The 18677-nt window shown below is 61.0% G+C and carries 19 protein-coding genes; 5 read left to right on the top strand and 14 right to left on the bottom strand.

Features of this window, described 5'->3' with window-relative positions; genetic code table 11:
* Positions 1–48: 48 nt before the first annotated feature.
* Genes RHM60_RS20765 through RHM60_RS20755 form a run of 3 tightly spaced genes read left to right on the top strand, consistent with a single transcriptional unit; the run spans position 49 to position 1905 of the window.
* On the top strand, positions 49–420 hold the full coding sequence (locus RHM60_RS20765) for a septal ring lytic transglycosylase RlpA family protein (RefSeq protein ID WP_057006887.1): 372 nt from the start codon (positions 49–51) through the stop codon (positions 418–420).
* Between the two features lie 58 nt (positions 421–478).
* Positions 479–1525 (top strand): calcium/sodium antiporter, encoded by a 1047-nt coding sequence (locus RHM60_RS20760; protein ID WP_322214645.1) that lies wholly within the window; start codon positions 479–481, stop codon positions 1523–1525.
* Positions 1522–1905 (top strand): carboxymuconolactone decarboxylase family protein, encoded by a 384-nt coding sequence (locus RHM60_RS20755; RefSeq protein ID WP_209988606.1) that lies wholly within the window; start codon positions 1522–1524, stop codon positions 1903–1905. Before RHM60_RS20760 ends, RHM60_RS20755 begins: the two co-directional genes overlap by 4 nt.
* A gap of 37 nt (positions 1906–1942) precedes the next feature.
* Here the strand turns inward: RHM60_RS20755 and RHM60_RS20750 are convergent, their stop codons facing one another.
* The 13 genes from RHM60_RS20750 to rplM all read right to left on the bottom strand — a co-directional run bounded on the left by RHM60_RS20750 (position 1943) and on the right by rplM (position 14925).
* The gene (locus RHM60_RS20750) at positions 1943–2884 is read right to left on the bottom strand and encodes an AEC family transporter (protein ID WP_209988603.1); all 942 of its coding nucleotides are present in this window, start codon (positions 2882–2884) and stop codon (positions 1943–1945) included.
* A gap of 161 nt (positions 2885–3045) precedes the next feature.
* Entirely contained in the window at positions 3046–4599 is a 1554-nt protein-coding gene (garD, locus tag RHM60_RS20745) for a galactarate dehydratase (RefSeq protein WP_322212654.1), read from the bottom strand.
* An 11-nt stretch (positions 4600–4610) separates the two neighbouring features.
* Positions 4611–5975 carry an MFS transporter gene (locus tag RHM60_RS20740; RefSeq protein ID WP_209988598.1) on the bottom strand — a complete coding sequence of 455 codons (1365 nt, stop codon included), beginning with the start codon at positions 5973–5975 and terminating at the stop codon, positions 4611–4613.
* Between the two features lie 179 nt (positions 5976–6154).
* The gene (locus RHM60_RS20735) at positions 6155–7600 is read right to left on the bottom strand and encodes an aldehyde dehydrogenase family protein (protein ID WP_209988595.1); all 1446 of its coding nucleotides are present in this window, start codon (positions 7598–7600) and stop codon (positions 6155–6157) included.
* Positions 7601–7654: 54 nt separating this feature from the next.
* On the bottom strand, positions 7655–8566 hold the full coding sequence (gene kdgD / locus RHM60_RS20730; RefSeq protein WP_209988592.1) for a 5-dehydro-4-deoxyglucarate dehydratase: 912 nt from the start codon (positions 8564–8566) through the stop codon (positions 7655–7657).
* Between the two features lie 571 nt (positions 8567–9137).
* Positions 9138–9887, bottom strand: a complete 750-nt coding sequence (locus RHM60_RS20725; protein WP_209988589.1) for a FadR/GntR family transcriptional regulator — start codon at positions 9885–9887, stop codon at positions 9138–9140.
* Positions 9888–10045: 158 nt separating this feature from the next.
* Positions 10046–10465 (bottom strand): ClpXP protease specificity-enhancing factor, encoded by a 420-nt coding sequence (locus RHM60_RS20720; protein WP_322212653.1) that lies wholly within the window; start codon positions 10463–10465, stop codon positions 10046–10048.
* A gap of 17 nt (positions 10466–10482) precedes the next feature.
* Complete coding sequence (locus RHM60_RS20715) at positions 10483–11100, bottom strand: glutathione S-transferase N-terminal domain-containing protein (RefSeq protein ID WP_032886246.1); 618 nt, start codon at positions 11098–11100, stop codon at positions 10483–10485.
* 149 nt (positions 11101–11249) lie between these two features.
* Positions 11250–12029 (bottom strand): cytochrome c1, encoded by a 780-nt coding sequence (locus RHM60_RS20710; protein ID WP_322212652.1) that lies wholly within the window; start codon positions 12027–12029, stop codon positions 11250–11252.
* Positions 12026–13240, bottom strand: a complete 1215-nt coding sequence (locus tag RHM60_RS20705) for a cytochrome bc complex cytochrome b subunit (protein WP_322212651.1) — start codon at positions 13238–13240, stop codon at positions 12026–12028. The genes RHM60_RS20710 and RHM60_RS20705 overlap by 4 nt, the downstream gene beginning before the upstream one ends.
* Complete coding sequence (petA, locus tag RHM60_RS20700; protein ID WP_322212650.1) at positions 13240–13833, bottom strand: ubiquinol-cytochrome c reductase iron-sulfur subunit; 594 nt, start codon at positions 13831–13833, stop codon at positions 13240–13242. Before petA ends, RHM60_RS20705 begins: the two co-directional genes overlap by 1 nt.
* A 256-nt stretch (positions 13834–14089) precedes the next feature.
* On the bottom strand, positions 14090–14482 hold the full coding sequence (gene rpsI, locus RHM60_RS20695; protein ID WP_003216038.1) for a 30S ribosomal protein S9: 393 nt from the start codon (positions 14480–14482) through the stop codon (positions 14090–14092).
* A gap of 14 nt (positions 14483–14496) precedes the next feature.
* On the bottom strand, positions 14497–14925 hold the full coding sequence (gene rplM / locus RHM60_RS20690) for a 50S ribosomal protein L13 (protein WP_003171742.1): 429 nt from the start codon (positions 14923–14925) through the stop codon (positions 14497–14499).
* A gap of 249 nt (positions 14926–15174) precedes the next feature.
* On the opposite strand from rplM, the gene RHM60_RS20685 reads away from it, so the two are divergent.
* Together RHM60_RS20685 and RHM60_RS20680 are read left to right on the top strand one after the other, a co-directional pair.
* Positions 15175–16215: an NADP(H)-dependent aldo-keto reductase gene (locus RHM60_RS20685; RefSeq protein WP_209988573.1), complete on the top strand. Its 1041-nt coding sequence runs from the start codon at positions 15175–15177 to the stop codon at positions 16213–16215.
* A 240-nt stretch (positions 16216–16455) separates the two neighbouring features.
* Positions 16456–17376, top strand: coding sequence for a GlxA family transcriptional regulator (locus RHM60_RS20680; protein WP_209990659.1), 921 nt, complete (start codon positions 16456–16458; stop codon positions 17374–17376).
* Positions 17377–17514: 138 nt separating this feature from the next.
* Here the strand turns inward: RHM60_RS20680 and zapE are convergent, their stop codons facing one another.
* Complete coding sequence (gene zapE, locus RHM60_RS20675) at positions 17515–18609, bottom strand: cell division protein ZapE (protein ID WP_322212649.1); 1095 nt, start codon at positions 18607–18609, stop codon at positions 17515–17517.
* Positions 18610–18677: the final 68 nt, after the last annotated feature.

Genomic DNA, 18677 nt, shown 5'->3' with positions numbered 1-18677 from the left:
CCACATCAGCCCTCTTCTTCCACAGTTGATACGGGGGTAACGTCGAACATGAAGCGTCTACTCGGTCTCCTGGCCCTGTCTTCCCTGCTGGGCGGTTGCGCCAGCGGTCTCATCGACCCCAATGGCTACGACGAAACCGGCACCGCCTCCTATTACGGCGCCAAACACCATGGCAACCGCACCGCCAGCGGTGAACCCTTCAACCAGAACGCCCTGACTGCCGCCCATCGGCGCCTGCCCTTCGGCACGCAGGTCAAGGTGACCAATCTCGACAATAACCGCTCCGTGATCGTGCGCATCAATGATCGCGGTCCGCATTCACGTGGGCGCCTGATCGACCTTTCACGCCAGGCGGCCGCACAATTGGGCATGCTGAGCCGCGGCACTGCGCGGGTTCGCGTGCAGGCCATGAGCAACTGAAGAAGGAGCACAGGCCATTTTCGCACTAAAAGCCCTCTCGCCCTGGAGCCTGCTCGAACTGTTCAGCGGCCTGCTACTGCTGATCGTCGGCGCCGAAGTCCTGGTGCGCGCCGCCGTGCGCCTGGCCGCCAGCCTCAAGGTGCGACCGCTGATCATCGGCCTGACCATCGTCGCCTTCGGCAGCAGCGCGCCGCAGATGACCGTCAGCCTGCAGGCCACCCTCGCTGGCAATACCGATATCGCCGTGGGCAGCGTTATCGGCAGCAGCATCTTCAACGTCCTCGTCACCCTGGGCCTCGCGGCCCTGATCATTCCGCTGCGGGTGTCGCGCCAGTTGGTACGCCTGGACATCCCAGTGATGATCATCGCCGCGCTGCTGGTGTTTACCCTGGCGGCCAATGAGGAACTGACACCCCTCGACGGCCTGCTATTGCTGATCGCGCTGCTGGCCTACCTCGGCGTGCTGCATTACCAGACGCGCCATTCACGGCGCCCGCGCACTCTCGACACGGTGGCCCGGGCGCCATGGCTGAGCAGTGTGATACGCATCGTTGGCGGGCTGCTGGTGCTGGTACTGGCCGGGCACCTGCTGCTTGGCGCGGCAGTGGACGTGGCGAGCGACCTGGGCCTGTCGGAGCGTATCGTCGGGCTGACGCTGATCGGCGTCGGCACTTCCCTGCCGTGCCTGGCGACGTCACTGATTGCCGCCCTGCGCGGCGAGCGCGAGATTGCCGTAGGCAACGTGATCGGCAGCAACCTGTTCAACCTGCTCGGGGTGCTGGGGCTCACCGCCCTGCTCGCGCCGACGCCACTGTCGGTGTCGCCCAATGCCGTGGACTTCGACCTGCCGGTGATGCTCGGCGTGGTGGTGCTGTGCCTGCCAGTGTTCTACAGCGGCTACCGCGTGACCCGCGCCGAAGGCCTGGTGATGCTGGGCCTGTACCTGGCGTATGGGCTGCATGTGATGGCGTTTACTACGGGCATGCCCCTGGCCGGCAAGCTTGAACACCTGATGCTGTATTACGTCCTGCCGGCGCTGGTGGCTTTTCTGTTGTTCAGCACGCTGCGCGCCTGGCGCCGCCAACACAAGAGGGAACCGCAATGACCGATCAGAAGAAACCCGGCGTAGCCATGCGTCGCCAGGTGATGGGCGATGTGTTCGTCGACCGCGCCCTGGGCAATGCCACTGAATTCACCCAGCCGTTGCAGGACTTCGTCAACGACCATGCCTGGGGCAGTGTATGGAACCGCGAGGGGTTACCGCTCAAGACCCGCAGCCTGATTACCCTCGCCGCCCTCACCGCGCTCAAGTGCCCGCAGGAACTCAAGGGCCACGTGCGCGGGGCGTTGAACAATGGCTGTACGGTGGAAGAGATTCGCGAGGCGCTGCTGCATTGCGCGGTGTATGCGGGGGTGCCGGCGGCGATTGATGCATTCCGGGCGGCGCAGGAGGTGATTGAGGTGTATCAGGCAGAGCAGCGGTGATCTTCAGATAGCTATCGCAGGCAAGCCCACCGCAACCTTAGATCCACCCACCCGCCTGCAACACGAAAATCCCGATATTGGTGGTCACCGCCGCCATCAGCGTGGTGATCACGATAATCGCCGCCGCCAGCTCATGATTACCCTCGGCCGCGCGGGCCATCACATAACTGGCTGCGGCGGTGGGCGCACCGAAGTACAGAAACAGAATCCCCAGTTCGGGCCCGCGAAAGCCCAGCAGCCAGGCCCCCAGGGTGGCGACGATCGGCAGCCAGACCATCTTCATCAGGCTCGCACTGAGCGCCATGTTGCCACTCTTGCGCAGCGCCGCCAGGGACAAGGTGCCACCGATGCAGATCAGCGCCAACGGCAGCGTGGTGTCGGCCAGGTACTGCATGGACTTTTCCAGCCAACCGGGCACGCCGAGCTGGAAGTAGGCGAACGGCGCGGCGACGAACACGCTGATGATCAGCGGATTGGCCAGCACACTCTTGCAGATGCTCCACGGGTCGGACTTGATCACCGGGCTGTACACCGCCAGCACGATGGTCGACAGCGTGTTGTAGAGCAGGATCACCAGCGCCGCGAGGACGGCGCCCAGGGAGATGCCGTAGTCGCCGTACATGCTGGCGGCCAGCGCCAGGCCGATCACCCCGTTGTTGCCGCGAAACGCGCCTTGGGCATAGATACCCCGGTCTGCCGGCTTGCAGCGAAAAATCGCCCAGCCCCAGGCCACGGCAAAACTCAGCACGGTGGCGACCGCAAAATAGATCAGCAAGCCCGGTTGGAGCGCCGCATGCAGGTCGGCGTGCAGGATGCCGAGAAACAGCAGCGCCGGCATGGTGACGTTGAACACCAGGGAGGAAGCGGTATGGATAAAGTTGTCGTTGATCCAGTTGATGCGCTTGAGCAACACACCGAGAAACAGCATGGCAAACACCGGCGCGGTGATGGTAAGGGTGGTGAGGAAGATAGCCAGCATGCCGGGGAGAACCTTTGAGCGTCGTCAGAAGGTCAATGATAAGCCATGCGGCGCGGTGGCGTCTGGTAGGCCGCCTTCGCGGGCAAGCCCGCTCCCACATGTTGAACTGTGAATGCAGTCAAATGTGGGAGGGGCTTGCTCCCGATGCAGGCGACGCGGTCTCAGGTAATCGGTGCCGGGTTGAACAAGGTAATGTCGTTATGCAGCTTGTGATGCTCGGCCCAGGTCTGTTTCTTGCCGCTGGCGACGTCCAGGTAGAAGTGGAACAACTCCCAGCCCAGTTCCTCGATGCTCGCACGCCCGGTGGCGATGCGCCCGGCGTCGATGTCGATCAGGTCCGGCCAGCGCTGCGCCAGCTCCGTGCGCGTCGACACCTTGACCACCGGCGCCATCGCCAGCCCGTAGGGCGTGCCGCGTCCGGTGGTGAACACGTGCAGGTTCATGCCCGCCGCCAGTTGCAAGGTGCCACACACAAAGTCGCTGGCCGGCGTCGCGCAAAAGATCAGGCCCTTGCTCTTGAAGCGCTCGCCGGGGCCCAGCACGCCGTTGATCGCGCTGCTGCCGGACTTGACGATGGAGCCCAGGGACTTCTCGACAATGTTCGACAACCCGCCCTTCTTGTTGCCCGGCGTGGTGTTGGCACTGCGGTCGGCCTCGCCCTTGGCCAGGTAACGGTCGTACCAGTCCATTTCCCGCACAAGCTCCTGGGCAATTTCCTTCGTTTGCGCGCGCGACGTGAGCAGGTAGATGGCATCACGGACTTCGGTCACTTCGGAAAACATCACCGTGGCGCCGGCCCGCAACAGCAGGTCCGAGGCATAGCCCAGCGCCGGGTTGGCGGTGATGCCGGAGAACGCATCGCTGCCGCCGCACTGCATGCCCAGGATCAGCTCGGACGCCGGCACGGTTTCGCGGCGGCGCTGGTCGAGTTTTTTCAGGCGGGTTTCGGCCAGCGCCATGATCTGCTCGATCATTTCGGTGAACCCGTGACTGGAATCCTGTAGCCGATACAGCCACGGCTCGCTCAGGTCGACCGAGCTGTCGTTCTCATGCATCACCTGCCCGGCCTGCAGTTTCTCGCAGCCCAGGCTGATCACCAGCGCTTCGCCGCCCAGGTTCGGGTTGCGCGCCAGGTTGCGCACGGTGCGGATCGGGATGTAGGCATCCGTCGCCGTGATCGCCACACCGCAGCCGTAGCTATGGGTCAACGCCACCACATCATCGACATGAGGATACTTGGGCAGCAGTTCGTCCTTGATGCGCTTGACCGCGTGGTCGAGTACACCGGTGACGCACTGCACCGTGGTGGTGATGCCGAGGATATTACGCGTGCCCACGGTACCGTCGGCGTTGCGATAGCCCTCGAACGTGAACCCTTGCAAAGGCGCCTGGGCTTCGGGCACCTCGGAGGACAGTGGCAGGCTGTCCAATGGCGGCGCGGTGGGCATGCGCAGCTGGTCTTCCTGCACCCAACTGCCGCGCGGGATCGGCGCCAGGGCGTAACCGATGGTCTGGCCATAGCGAATGATCTGACCGCCTTCGGGAATATCTTCCAGGGTCACCTTGTGGCTCTGGGGGATGAAATCCACGGTGACCAGGCCGTCCGGGAACTCGGTCCCGGCCGGGACGCCCTGGTCATTGACCACGATCACCACGTTGTCGCGCTCGTGCAAACGGATCGAGCGCGGCGAGTCGGCATGTTCAATCAATTGCATCACGGGGCCTCTCAGGAATGCGCTTCGGTTAGGTTGGTCAACGCTGGCCCCTTGCTTGGCGGCTCTTTGAGGACTACACGCTTGATCGGGCCGACGATGACCAGGTAGCTGAACACCGCCACCAGTGCGTTGGCACCGACGAACACCAGCGCCCATTTGAACGAGCCGGTGGTGCTGATGATGTAGCCGATCACGATGGGCGTGGTGATCGACGCCAGGTTACCGAAGGTGTTGAACAAGCCGCCACTGAGGCCGGCGATCTGTTTGGGCGAGGTGTCGGACACCACCGCCCAACCCAGTGCGCCAACGCCTTTGCCGAAGAAGGCCAGGGCCATGAAGCCCACCACCATCCATTCGATATCCACGTAGTTACAGGCCACGATGCTGCTGGAAATCAGCAGGCCGCCAATGATCGGCGCCTTGCGCGCGAAGGTCAGCGAGTGGCCCTTGCGCAGCAGGTAGTCGGAAATCACCCCGCCCAGCACACCGCCGATAAAGCCGCAGATGGCCGGCAACGAGGCGATGAAACCGGCCTTGAGAATGGTCATGCCACGGTCCTGCACCAGGTACACCGGAAACCATGTCAGGAAGAAGTAGGTGATGCCGTTGATGCAGTACTGGCCCAGGTACACGCCGAGCATCATGCGGTTGGTCAGCAACTGGCGGATGTAGTCCCACTTCGGACCGTCGGTTTTCTTGCCTTTGCCCTTGTCCTGATCCATGTCGACCATCGCGCCATTGGCCGCAATGTAATCGAGCTCGGCGGCGTTGATCATCGGGTGCTGGCGCGGGCTGTGGATCACTTTCAGCCAGACCAGCGAGAAGACGATGCCGATCACGCCCATCACGATAAACACGTGCTGCCAGCCGAAGCTGTAGACGATCCAGCCCATCAGCGGCGCGAATAACACCGTGGCAAAGTACTGCGCCGAGTTGAAGATCGCCGAGGCCGTGCCGCGCTCGGCCGTGGGAAACCACGCCGCCACGATACGGGCATTGCCGGGGAACGAAGGCGCTTCGGCCAGGCCCACCATGAAACGCAGCATGAACAGCGCGACCACGGCGGTGGAGATACCGAATTCACCGACATAGCCTTGCAGCACGGTGAACAGCGACCAGGTGAAGATGCTCAAGGCATAGACTTTCTTCGAGCCAAACCGGTCGAGCAACCAGCCACCGGGAATTTGCCCGGCCACGTAGGCCCAACCGAATGCAGAGAAGATATAACCGAGGGTGACCGCGTCGATGCCGAGGTCTTTTTGCAGGCTGGAGCCGGCGATGGCGATGGTGGCCCGGTCGGCGTAGTTGATCGTGGTCACCAGGAACAGCATGAGCAGGATCAAATAGCGGACGTGGGTCGGCTTGGTCGCTTGCATGTAGAAGTACTCCCACTAATTATTTTTTTTGCGGGTAATCAAGTTGTGCTGCGCACACCGCTTCATGTGGGAGCTGGCTTGCCTGCGATACAGGCACCGCGGTGTGTCAGGCACACTCCGGTAATGCTATCGCAGGCAAGCCAGCTCCCACACCAGGCGGGCGCCACAGGTGTTGCGTATTACGAACCGATGTAGCTGGTCTTCACCACGGTGTAGAACTCTTGTGCATAGCGGCCCTGCTCGCGTGAACCATAGGATGAGCCTTTACGGCCACCGAACGGCACGTGATAGTCCACGCCGGCGGTTGGCAGGTTGACCATCACCATCCCGGCCTGGGAGTGGCGCTTGAAGTGGTTGGCGTACTTCAGGGACGTGGTCGCAATGCCCGCCGACAGACCGAACTCGGTGTCGTTGGCCATCGCCAGTGCCGCTTCGTAATCCGCCACACGTACCACGTTGGCGACTGGGCCGAAGATTTCTTCACGGCTGATGCGCATGGCGGCTTCGCTGTCGGCAAACAGCGTCGGCGCCAGGTAGTAGCCTTCAGTGTCGCAGGTCACCAAACCGCCACCGCTCACCAGCCGCGCACCTTCGCTCTGGCCGATGTCGATGTACTTCAGGTCCTGGTCCAGTTGGGCCTGAGACACAACCGGGCCGATGTCGGTGCCGCTTTTGAGGGCGTGGCCGACCTTGATCGACTTCATGCGCTCGGCCATCGCCGCGACGAACTGGTCGTGAATACCGGCGGTGACGATCAGGCGGCTCGATGCGGTGCAGCGCTGGCCGGTGGAGTAAAACGCGCTCTGCACGGACAGCTCGACGGCCTGCTTGAGATCGGCGTCATCGAGAATGATCTGCGGGTTCTTGCCGCCCATTTCCAATTGCACCTTGGCCTGGCGCGACACGCAACTGACGGCGATCTGGCGCCCGACACCCACGGAGCCGGTGAAGCTGATGCCATCGACTTTCGGGCTGTTGACCAGCACGTCACCGACCACGCGACCGCTGCCCATCACCAGGTTGAACACACCGGCAGGGAAGCCCGCGCGCGAGATGATCTCGGCCAGGGCCCAGGCGCAGCCGGGTACCAGTTCAGCCGGTTTGATCACCACGCAGTTGCCGTAGGCCAGGGCCGGGGCGATTTTCCAGGCGGGGATGGCAATCGGGAAATTCCACGGGGTGATCAGGCCAACCACGCCCAGGGCTTCGCGGGTCACTTCAACGTTGACGCCCGGGCGTACCGACGGCACGTAGTCGCCGGACAGGCGCAGGCATTCACCGGCAAAGAACTTGAAGATATTGCCGGCGCGGGTCACTTCACCGATGGCCTCGGGCAGGGTCTTGCCCTCTTCCCGGGCCAGCAGGGTACCGAGTTCTTCACGGCGTGCGAGGATTTCGCTGCCGACTTTATCCAGCGCATCATGGCGCGCCTGGATGCCGGAGGTGGACCACGCCGGGAACGCAGCGCGGGCGGCGTCGATGGCCGCATTGACCTGAGCGACATCGGCCTTGGCGTATTCACCAATGACATCGGACAACTCCGACGGGTTGAGGTTGGTGCAATAGTCGGCACCGGCTACCCATTGGCCATTGATGTAGTTTTCAAAACGCTTTGCTTGGGACACGAATCTTCTCCTGACGCAAAAGGCCGCTGATTGCTCAGCGGCCTTGTTGATAAGTTATTGCGGGCCTTGCTTGTCGATCAGCGCGGCCAGGGCTTCGTATTCTTCCGGCAGCAGGTCGGTCAGCGGCGTGCGCACCGGGCCTGCGTCGTAGCCGGCGATCTTCGCACCCGCCTTGACGATGCTCACGGCGTAGCCGGCCTTGCGATTACGGATATCAAGGTACGGCAGGAAGAAGTCGTCGATGATTTTGCCAACGGTGGCGTGGTCGTCTTTGGCAATCGCGTGGTAGAAGTCCATCGCGGTTTTCGGGATGAAGTTGAACACCGCCGAGGAGTACACCGGCACGCCCAGGGCCTTGTAGGCAGCGGCGTAAACCTCTGCAGTCGGCAGGCCGCCGAGGTAGCTGAAACGGTCGCCCAGACGACGGCGGATCGACACCATCAACTCAATGTCACCCAGGCCGTCCTTGTAGCCGATCAGGTTCGGGCAGCGCTCGGCCAGGCGCTCCAGCAGCGGCGCAGTCAGGCGGCAGACGTTGCGGTTGTACACCACGACGCCGATCTTGACCGATTTGCACACGGCCTCAACGTGGGCGGCAACCCCGTCCTGGCTGGCTTCGGTGAGGTAATGCGGCAGCAGCAGCAGGCCTTTGGCACCGAGGCGCTCGGCCTCCTGGGCGTATTCGATGGCCTGGCGCGTCGCACCGCCCACACCGGCGAGAATCGGCACGCTGGAGGCGCAGGTATCGACTGCGGTTTTCACCACCTGGGAGTATTCGCTGGCGGCCAGGGAAAAAAACTCACCGGTGCCGCCGGCGGCGAACAGGGCCGTGGCGCCGTAGGGGGCCAGCCACTCGAGACGCTTGATGTAACCCGCCTGGTGGAAATCACCCTGGGCGTTGAAATCGGTCACCGGGAAAGACAGCAGACCGTGGGAGAGGATGGACTTCAGTTCTTGTGGATTCATTATTCGAACACCCTGGGCGAAGACTTTCTGTCGAAAGGTTATTGTTGGTTGTGGTGATGTCGTACGTCATCGTACAACCATAAAAGGATTCGTCAACTGCAATTCATCGCAACGGGGGTGCAGCGGGATTTTCCAGACAATGGAAGTCAATGAGGGAGGGGGCTTGCTCTGATGCCAGTCAGTTAAGCGCGGATCCCCTGTGGGAGCGGCGGTGCGACTTGCCCGCGAAAGCGGTGGGTCAATCAACGTCAATGTTTGCTGGGCCGACGCCTTCGCGGGCAAGCCCGCTCCCACATTTTGTGCAGCGTTCGGCAGACAATCCCGGTCGGCTCTCAGGCCGCCTCGCTCTTGATCTTGATCTGAGGCGCCCCGTCAAACACGCTGGCCGAACCTAAGCGAGGTGCCGAGTGTTGGGGCAAGAGCGTTTTGCTTACTTTTGCGCTTTTCAAAAGTGAGCCGCCGTAAGGGCGGAACCCTAAGTCGCCTTTACCGCAGCACCGGATATGCACACCGAAAAATCGCCATCGCAGGCAAGCCAGCTCCCACATTTTGACCGCATGCAACCTCTGCTTCAGTTGCGCTGCGCCTCTGCCTCTTCATGGGCATGGCGCAGGCGTTCGCGGCTGTTGGTCAGGTGCAGGCGCATCGCGGCGCGTGCTGCGTCCGAATCCTGGCGGGCGATGGCGTCGTAGATTTCTTCGTGTTCGCGGCTCAGGCGGACCATGTAATGCTGCTGGTCGTCATGGGCCAGACGCGCCGAATTCAGGCGGGTTCGCGGAATGATGCTGGTACCCAGGTGGGTCATGATGTCGGTGAAGTAACGGTTGCCGGTGGACAGGGCGATTTCCAGGTGAAACGCAAAGTCCGAGGCAACCGCATCGCCGGCGTGGGCAGCGCTCTCGTTGAGCGCGTCGAGGGCAGCGCGCATGGCCGCCAGTTGCTCATCGCTACGGCGCAAGGCCGCCAGGCCTGCCGACTCCACTTCCAGGCTGATACGCAACTCGAGGATCGCCAGTACGTCACGCAAGGTCACCACGGTGGCCGGGTCAATGCGAAAGCCGCTGGGGCTTGGCGTATCCAGCACAAACGTGCCGATGCCGTGGCGGGTCTCCACCTGCCCCGCCGCCTGCAGGCGCGAGATGGCTTCGCGCACCACCGTGCGGCTGACGCCATGGGCGTCCATGATCGCCGACTCGGTGGGCAACTTGTCACCGCGCTTGAGCTGGCCGTCACGGATCTGCTCGGACAACACCGTGACCAATTCCTGGGCAAGGCTGCGGCGCTTGCGGGGAAGACGAGGGGCGGCGCTGGCGTTTTCCATGATGAATCATCTTTCTCGGTGAGCTTGAGCACGCATCATAGCCCATGGTGGTTGTACGATCACCGTCCAGGCGCGACTTTCACCCCTATCCTGCGCGCAAAAAAATGCCCCGACACACGCCGGGGCATTGATTCGGTGCGTCCGCAAGGACAAACCTTTTACTTCACCACTTTCAAGCTCGGCCGGCCGCTGGGGCGCGGGGGTTCCGAATCCGGCGGCGGTAGATCATTACCGCCCTCGCCTTCGATGGACGGCTCGTCCTCGAAAGGCGATTCCAGATCGAAGACCATGCCCTGGCCATTTTCCCGGGCGTAGATGCCGAGGATGGCGCCAATCGGCACGAACAGCGTATGCGGCACACCGCCGAAACGCCCTTCGAAGCTGACGGCTTCGTTGTCCATGTGCAGGTGGCGCACGGCACTGGGTGATACGTTCAGCACAATTTGTCCGTCACTGGCAAAACCCTGCGGCACATCCACCTTGGGGAATTCGGAATTGACCAGCATGTGCGGGGTGCAATCATTGTCCACAATCCACTCGTAGAGCGCGCGGACCAAATAGGGTCGACTGGAGTTCATCAACGGCTCCTTAGGCCTTAGCGCATGTCGCGTTCGACACCAGACAGACTCGCCTGGAAAGCCTCACGCGCAAATTGGCGCTCCATGTAATCAAGCAACGGCTTGGCCGGCCGTGGCAGTTCAATGCCCAGAATCGGCAAGCGCCAGAGTATGGGTAATAGGCAGCAATCCACCAAACTTTGTTCCTCGCTGAGGAAAAAAGGTTTATCCGCGAACAACGGCGAAACGCCTGTCAGGCTCTCGCGCAATTCCTTGCGCGCCACGACACGGGCGGCCTCTTTGCTGCGCGAATCGAGGATCACATCCACCAGCCCGCACCAATCGCGCTGGATCCGATGAATCAGCAGGCGGCTGTTGGCACGCGCCACCGGATACACCGGCAGCAAAGGCGGATGCGGGTAACGCTCATCCAGGTATTCCATCACCACGGTCGACTCCCACAACGCCAGGTCACGATCGACCAGGGTGGGCAAGCTGCCGTAAGGGTTCACTTCGATCAGCTTCGGCGGATGACGACCCGCTTCCACACTGATGATCTCGGCGCTGACACCCTTCTCTGCGAGCACGATGCGTACTCGGTGGGAATAGTGGTCGGCGGGGTCGGAGTAACAGGCCAACCGGTTGGTCACGCCCATGGCGGTCCTCCTCGCTTGTTGAAATTATCGAAAGCTCAAAAACGAGCGCGCCCAGGGGGATTCTCTGCAGCATCCGGTTCAACCGGGTCGCCGTGTAGTCAGAGAAGCCGCTGGGCGCGCAAGATTAACAGCAATTGCTCACGGTTGGATCAATGCACATCCTTCCAGTATTCACGTTTGAGCAGATAGGCGAATACAAAGAAGAAAGCCAGGTAAAGCAAGACGTACGTACCGATGCGCTGGTGCTGCAATTTGACCGGGTTGGCCGAATAGGCCAGGAAGGTCACCAGGTTTCTGACCTTCTCGTCAAACTGCGCTTCACTCAGCTTACCGGTGTTGGGCACGATGGTCAGTTGATCACACGCTTGGTGGGTCAGCGGCGTGCCGGTCAACGGATCATAGTGCTTCTTGCCGTCTTCAACGACCTGAACCTGCGTGCATCCTAACACCTGGCGACCCTGCAGGCCGACCAGAACGTTCGGCATGCCCACATTCGGGGAGACCTTGTTGTTCACGCCCCATGGCCGGGCCGGGTCTTCGTAGAACGACGTGAGGTAGCCGTACAGCCAATCGGTGCCACGAACCCGGGCCACCAGGGTCAGGTCGGGCGGTGCCGCGCCAAACCAGGCCTTGGCGTCCGCAGGCTGCATGCCGATGTCCATGTGGTCGCCGATCCTGGCGCCGGTGAACACCAGCTTCTCCAGCATCAGTGCGTGAGGGATGCCCAGGTCGTCGGCCACGCGCTCATAGCGCTGGTACTTGGCGCTGTGGCAGCCCATGCAATAGTTGACGAAGGTGCGCGCGCCGTCCTGCATGGCGGCCTTGTCGGACACGTCGATGTCGACGTGCTCCAACGGCGCGCCTTGCTCGGCGGCGCAGGCCAGCAGCGGCAGCGCCGCCACCATCAATGCCATGAATAGTTTTTTCATCGGCCCGTCACCCTTTCCGGTACCGGTTTGGTTTTCTCGAACCGGGTGTAGAACGGCATCAGCATGAAGTAGGCGAAGTACAGAAAGGTGCAGACCTGTGCCAGCACCGTGCGCCCAGGCGTCGGCGCCAGTAGCCCCAGCACGCCCAGGGTCAAGAACGAAATGCAGAACAGCCACAGCCAGATCCTGCTCAGCCAGCCCTTGTAGCGCATGGACTTGACCGCACTGCGGTCAAGCCAGGGCAGCACGAACAACGCGGCGATGGCCGCGCCCATGGCGATCACGCCCATGAGTTTGTCGGGGATGGCGCGCAGGATCGCGTAGAACGGCGTGAAGTACCACACCGGAGCAATGTGCTCAGGCGTCTTGAACGCGTTGGCAGGCTCGAAGTTGGGCTTCTCGAGGAAATAACCACCCATTTGCGGGAAAAAGAACACGATCGAGCAGAACACGAACAGGAATACCACCACGCCCACAAGGTCTTTCACGGTGTAGTACGGGTGAAACGCAATGCCGTCCAGCGGGATGCCGTTCTCGTCCTTGTGCTGCTTGATGTCCACACCATCCGGGTTGTTGGACCCCACTTCATGCAGCGCCAGAATGTGCAGCACCACCAGACCCAGGATCACGATCGGCAGGGCCACTACGTGCAGGGCGAAGAAACGGTTCAGGGTGATGCCGGAGACCAGGTAGTCGCCCCGGATCCACTGGGCCAGGTCGCTGCCAATCACCGGGATCGCGCCGAACAGCGAGATGATCACCTGGGCGCCCCAGTACGACATCTGCCCCCATGGCAGCAGGTAACCCATAAAGGCTTCGGCCATGAGCGCCAGGTAGATCAGCATGCCAAACACCCACACCAGCTCGCGGGGCTTCTGGTAGGAACCGTAGAGCAGGCCACGGAACATGTGCAGGTAGATGACGATAAAGAACATCGAAGCGCCCACGGCGTGCAGCAGGCGAATGATGGCTCCGTGGTTGACGTCACGCATGATGCCTTCAACGGAGGCGAACGCCTCTTCAGCCGTGGGTGTGTAGCTCATCGTCAGCCAGACGCCGGTGATGATCTGATTGAACAGCACCAGCAGCGCCAGGGAGCCGAAGAAGTAAAAGAAGTTGAAGTTTTTCGGCGCGTAATACTTGCTGAGGTGGTCTTCCCACATTTTGGTGGCGGGGAAGCGCGCGTCGATCCAGTCCATGAACTTGCTCATCACCCATTCTCCCTGTCGAGGCCAATGACAATCAGGTCGTCCGTTTCGTAGGAATGCGGCGGTACGGGCAGGTTCAGCGGCGCAGGCTGGGACTTGTAGACGCGCCCGGCGAGGTCGTAGTGGGAACCGTGACACGGACAGAAGTAGCCGCCGACCCAGTCCTTGCCCAGGTCGATCGGTGCTACTTCAGGGCGAAAGGAAGGTGAGCAACCCAGGTGAGTACACAGACCGACCAGCAGCAGAATCTCGGGCTTGATCGAACGCACTTGATTCCTGGCGTAGGCGGGCTGGTCGGAATGCTCGGAGGTGGGGTCAGACAGCCGGCCGTCCAGGGTTTTCAGGTTCCTCAGGATTTCCTCCGTACGGCGCACAATGAACACCGGCTGGCCGCGCCACTCGGCAATCATCTGCTGCCCTGGCTCGATCTTGCTGACATTCACCTTCACCGGCGCGCCCGCAGCTTTCGCCTTGGCACTGGGGAACCATGACCCCACGAACGGAACCGCAGCACCGACCGCTCCTGCAGCGCCCACCACGGAGGTGGCTGCTACCAGGAAGCGGCGCCGGCCTGCATTCACGCCGTCATTGCTCATTCAGTCCTCTCCCCATCGGCTCTATAGCCTGCTAAATCAGGCACCTGCTCAGCGTTGAATGTCTGTCTGTAAAAATGTTGTCGGATGGTAGTTAAAAGCCAGACTGATGAATAGGGAATGTCCCTGAGCCCAGCCAGCAGCCCTTGAAGTATAAGGACGCGGCATGTTGTCACGGCAAAAAATACGAAAAATCCGCGCAATAAAAAACGCCCAGCTCCGTGAGGAGACTGGGCGTTTTTGTGGAACGTAAAGCGAATTAACGCTTCGAGTACTGCGGACGCTTACGCGCTTTACGCAGACCGACTTTCTTACGTTCAACTTCACGGGCATCGCGAGTCACGAAGCCAGCTTTGCGCAGAGCGCCACGCAGGGTTTCGTCGTACTGCATCAGAGCGCGAGTGATACCGTGGCGGATTGCGCCAGCCTGACCACTTACACCGCCACCGATAACAGTGACGTAGATGTCGAACTTTTCAACGGTCTCGGTCAGTTCCAGCGGCTGACGAACTACCATGCGGGCAGTTTCGCGACCGAAGAAATTTTCCAGAGTGCGGTTGTTGATCGAGATGTTACCAGTGCCCGGACGCAGGAAAACGCGTGCGGTTGCGGTTTTGCGACGGCCAGTGCCGTAATTTTGAGTCGCCGACATAATGAACTATTCCGTTAAAACTTCAGTTCTTGGGGCTGCTGAGCAGCATGAGGGTGTACAGCGCCCGCATAGACTTTCAGCTTGCGAAACATATCGCGACCCAGTGGGCCCTTCGGCAGCATGCCTTTGACCGCGATTTCGATCGGGGCTTCAGGCTTCTTGGAGATCAGGCCTTCAAAGTTGGAAGACTTGATACCGCCTGGGAAACCGGAGTGACGGTAGTACATTTTGTCTTGCGCTTTGTTGCCGGTAACACGTACCTGCTCAGCGTTGATGATCACGATGTAGTCACCGGTATCAACGTGAGGGGTGTACTCAGGCTTGTGCTTGCCACGCAGACGGCTGGCGACTTCAGTGGCCAGACGACCCAGGGTCTGACCAGCGGCGTCGACGACAAACCAGTCGCGCTGAACTGTTTCCGGTTTTGCAGTAAAAGTTGTCATTCTTTAATAGCCTCAGGGGCCGCCCTGTAAATTAGACGGCGGATCTTACTGAATAGTGCGTACTTTGACAAGTCAAAGGCAGCCGGATACAGACGCTATCGGGGGCTCGGGTCGGCGCGTCCGTTCAACGGCAAGATTCTTCGGCAGACGGCGCATCACTTCCACTGCAGAAAGAGGTGGGCAATTATGCAGATTGCGAAAAAAAATTCAACCTGCTTTTATGATTGTTTTCCCTGCAAGGAGTACCCGATGGATTATCGACAGCTGGGCCGTACGGATCTGAACGTGAGCGCGATAGCCCTGGGCACCATGACCTGGGGTGAGCAGAACAGCGAGGCAGAGGCTTTCGCACAGATCGAGCGGGCCAAGGCGGCCGGGATCAACTTCCTCGATACCGCCGAAATGTACCCGGTGCCGCCCAAGGCCGACACCTATGCCACCACCGAGCGGTATATCGGCAACTACTTCAAAAGCCGCGGCGACCGGGCCGACTGGATCCTCGCCAGCAAAATCGCCGGCCCCGGCAACGGTATCGACTATATCCGCGACCGTAACCTCAAACACAACCGCACCCACATCGTCCAGGCGCTGGACGCCAGCCTCAAGCGCCTGCAAACCGACTGGATCGATCTGTATCAACTGCACTGGCCGGAGCGCAACACCAACTTCTTCGGCAAGCTGAGCTACCAGCACGAGGATCAGCCGGACATCACCCCGCTGGAGGAAACCCTCGAAGCGCTGGACGAGCAGGTCAAGGCCGGCAAGATCCGCCACATCGGCCTGTCCAACGAAACCCCATGGGGCACCATGAAATTCCTGGCCCTGGCCGAAGCCCGCGGCTGGCCGCGCGCGGTGTCGATCCAGAACCCCTACAACCTGCTCAACCGCAGCTTTGAAGTAGGCTTGGCGGAAGTGGCGATTCGCGAACAGTGCGGCTTGCTGGCCTACTCGCCGCTGGCGTTCGGCATGCTCAGCGGCAAATATGAAAACGGCGCGCGCCCGGCCAAGGCGCGGCTGACGGAATACAGCCGCTTCAGCCGCTATTTCAACCCGCAGTCGGAAGCGGCATGCAGCCGCTATGTGGCGCTGGCACGGGAACACGGCCTGGACCCGGCGCAGATGGCCCTGGCGTTCGTCACGCAACAGCCGTTCGTGACCAGCAATATCATTGGCGCCACAAGCCTTGCACAACTGGACAGTAACATTGCCAGTGCCGGGCTGACGCTGTCGAAGGAAGTGCTGGAAGGGATTGAGGCGATTCAGAAGGAGCACCCTAACCCTGCACCCTGATTGATCAGTAGACCGCCATCGGGAGCAAGCCCCTTCCACACTTGATGTGTGAACACGCAGGGGAGCTGCTTTCGATGGCGTCACGGGGCACTGGACACACACGACGAAAAATAAGACGATCCAGCCGTCTGGTGACCACTTTCCCCTATAAGAATAAATGAAATCATGTCCAACCAAGCCTCCACGCCGTTGCGGCGCGTCAGCATCCTGGCCATTGACCGGGTGTTCGCGTCCACGCTCATGCAAGCCAAGGATTTCTTTCACCTCGCCAGCCTGCGCTACGGCAAACAGCAGGGCCTGGGCCTGACCCCGGGCTTCGAAACCCGCCTGGTCAGCCCCGACGGCCAACCGGTGCGCAGCTTCAGCGATGTGATCATGCCGGTGGACGGCGGCCTGGAAGACGCCGACATCATCGTGTTGCCGGCCTTCTGGGACGACTTCGAGACCCTGTGCACCCGCTACCCGCAAGTGCTGCCGTGGCTGCGCGAACAACACGCACGCGGCGCCGTACTCTGCGGCGAGGCCACCGGGGTGTTCTGGCTGGCCGAAGCCGGTCTGCTCGATGGCAAGGAGGCGACCACCTACTGGCGCTTCTTCACGGCCTTCAGCGAGCGCTTTCCCCAGGTGCACCTCAATCAGGACAAGCACCTGACCGACGCCGACAACCTGTATTGCGCCGGCGGCACCACCTCGGCCTGCGACCTCTACATCTACCTGATAGAACGCTTCTGCGGCGCCAATATCGCCCAGGCCGTGGCCCGCGACATCCTCTATGAGGTGCAGCGCAATTATTCGCCGGGACGCATTGGCTTTGGCGGGCAGAAGCTGCACCAGGACGTGATCATCCTGCAGATCCAGCACTGGCTCGAAGAGCATTTCGCCGACAAGTTTCGCTTCGAAGACGTGGCCCGCGAACACGGTATGAGCATTCGCAACTTCATGCGCCGCTTCCAGACCGCCACCGGCGACAAGCCGCTGCACTACCTGCAACGCCTGCGAATCGAGACGGCCAAGGGCCTGCTCTCGGGCAGCCGCAAGAGCATCAAGACCATCAGCTATGAGGTGGGGTATGACGATGCGAGCTTCTTCGCGCGGTTGTTCAGGCAGCACACCGAACTTTCACCGAACCAATACCGCCAGCAATTCCAGCAAGCGGCTTAATTGGGGATAGACACAAAACCAATGTGGGAGGGGGCTTGTTCCCGATAGCAGTCTGTCAGCCAATGATGCACTGACTGATTCACCGCTATCGGGGGCAAGCCCCCTCCCACATTAAAACTCCACAGCTCTGGAAACTGCTTACGGCTTGTGCCCGCGCGACAGGAACTCGTGGGACTGCATCTCGAGCAAACGGCTCAGGGTGCGCTGGAACTCGAAATTAAGGCGACCGCCGGTGTAGAGATCCTTGAGCTCGACTTCCGCCGAGATGATCAGCTTGACGTTACGGTCGTAGAACTCATCGACCATGTTGATGAACCGCCGCGCAATATCGTCGGTGGTCACACTCATCTGTTCCACGCCGCTGAGGATCACCGCGTGGAAGATCTTGCCCAGTTCGATGTAGTCGTTCTGGCTGCGGGGGCCGTCGCACAGTTGGCGGAATTCGAACCAGGCCACGTCGTCGCAGGTACGCAAGGCGATGATTTCGCGGTTCTCGATCATCAGCTTGTCGTTTTCCACCGCCTGGGTGCATTCCGGCGTCAGCGCGCGGAAGCTTTTCTTCAGGCTTTCGTGGGCCGCTTCGTTCAACGGGAAGTGGAACAACTCCGCTTGCTCGAGATGACGCAGGCGGTAGTCGACGCCGCTGTCGACGTTGACGATTTCGGTGTTCTGCTTGATCAGCGCAATGGCCGGCAGGAAGCGTGCACGCTGCAGGCCGTCCTTGTACAAACCGTCGGGCACGATGTTCGAGGTGGCGACCAGGGTCACGCCGTTCTTGAACAACTCTTCCATCAAGGTGCCGAGGATCATCGCGTCGGTGATGTCGGAGACGAAGAATTCATCGAAGCAGATCACCTTGGCTTCGTCGGAAAAGCGCTTGGCAATAATGGTCAGCGGGTTTTTCTCGCCAGGCAGGGTTTTCATCTCTTCGTGCACGCGCTTCATGAAGCGGTGAAAGTGCGTGCGCACCTTTTCCTTGAACGGCAGCGCTTCGAAGAAGGTGTCCACCAGGTAAGTCTTGCCCCGGCCGACGCCGCCCCAGAAGTACAGGCCCTTGACCGGCGTCTGGTCTTTCTTGCCAAACAGCTTGCTGAGCATCCCGGGCTTGTTCTGCGAAGCCGCGACGAGGTCGTCGTACAGGCGCTGCAAATGACGCACGGCATTTTCCTGCGCCGCATCATGGAAGAATTCAGGGCGTTTCAGATCAGCTTGATATCGTTCTAGGGGCGTCATAATTTCGTTAGCAAGGCAACAAAAACGGGCCGTCACTGTAACGACGGCCCTGGATAATGGCAATCAAC

Source organism: Pseudomonas sp. MH9.3 (assembly GCF_034354675.1).
Taxonomy (GTDB): Bacteria; Pseudomonadota; Gammaproteobacteria; order Pseudomonadales; family Pseudomonadaceae; genus Aquipseudomonas.
The sequence above is the reverse complement of the archived record's forward strand: the minus strand, read 5'-3'. Positions and strand labels throughout refer to the sequence as shown.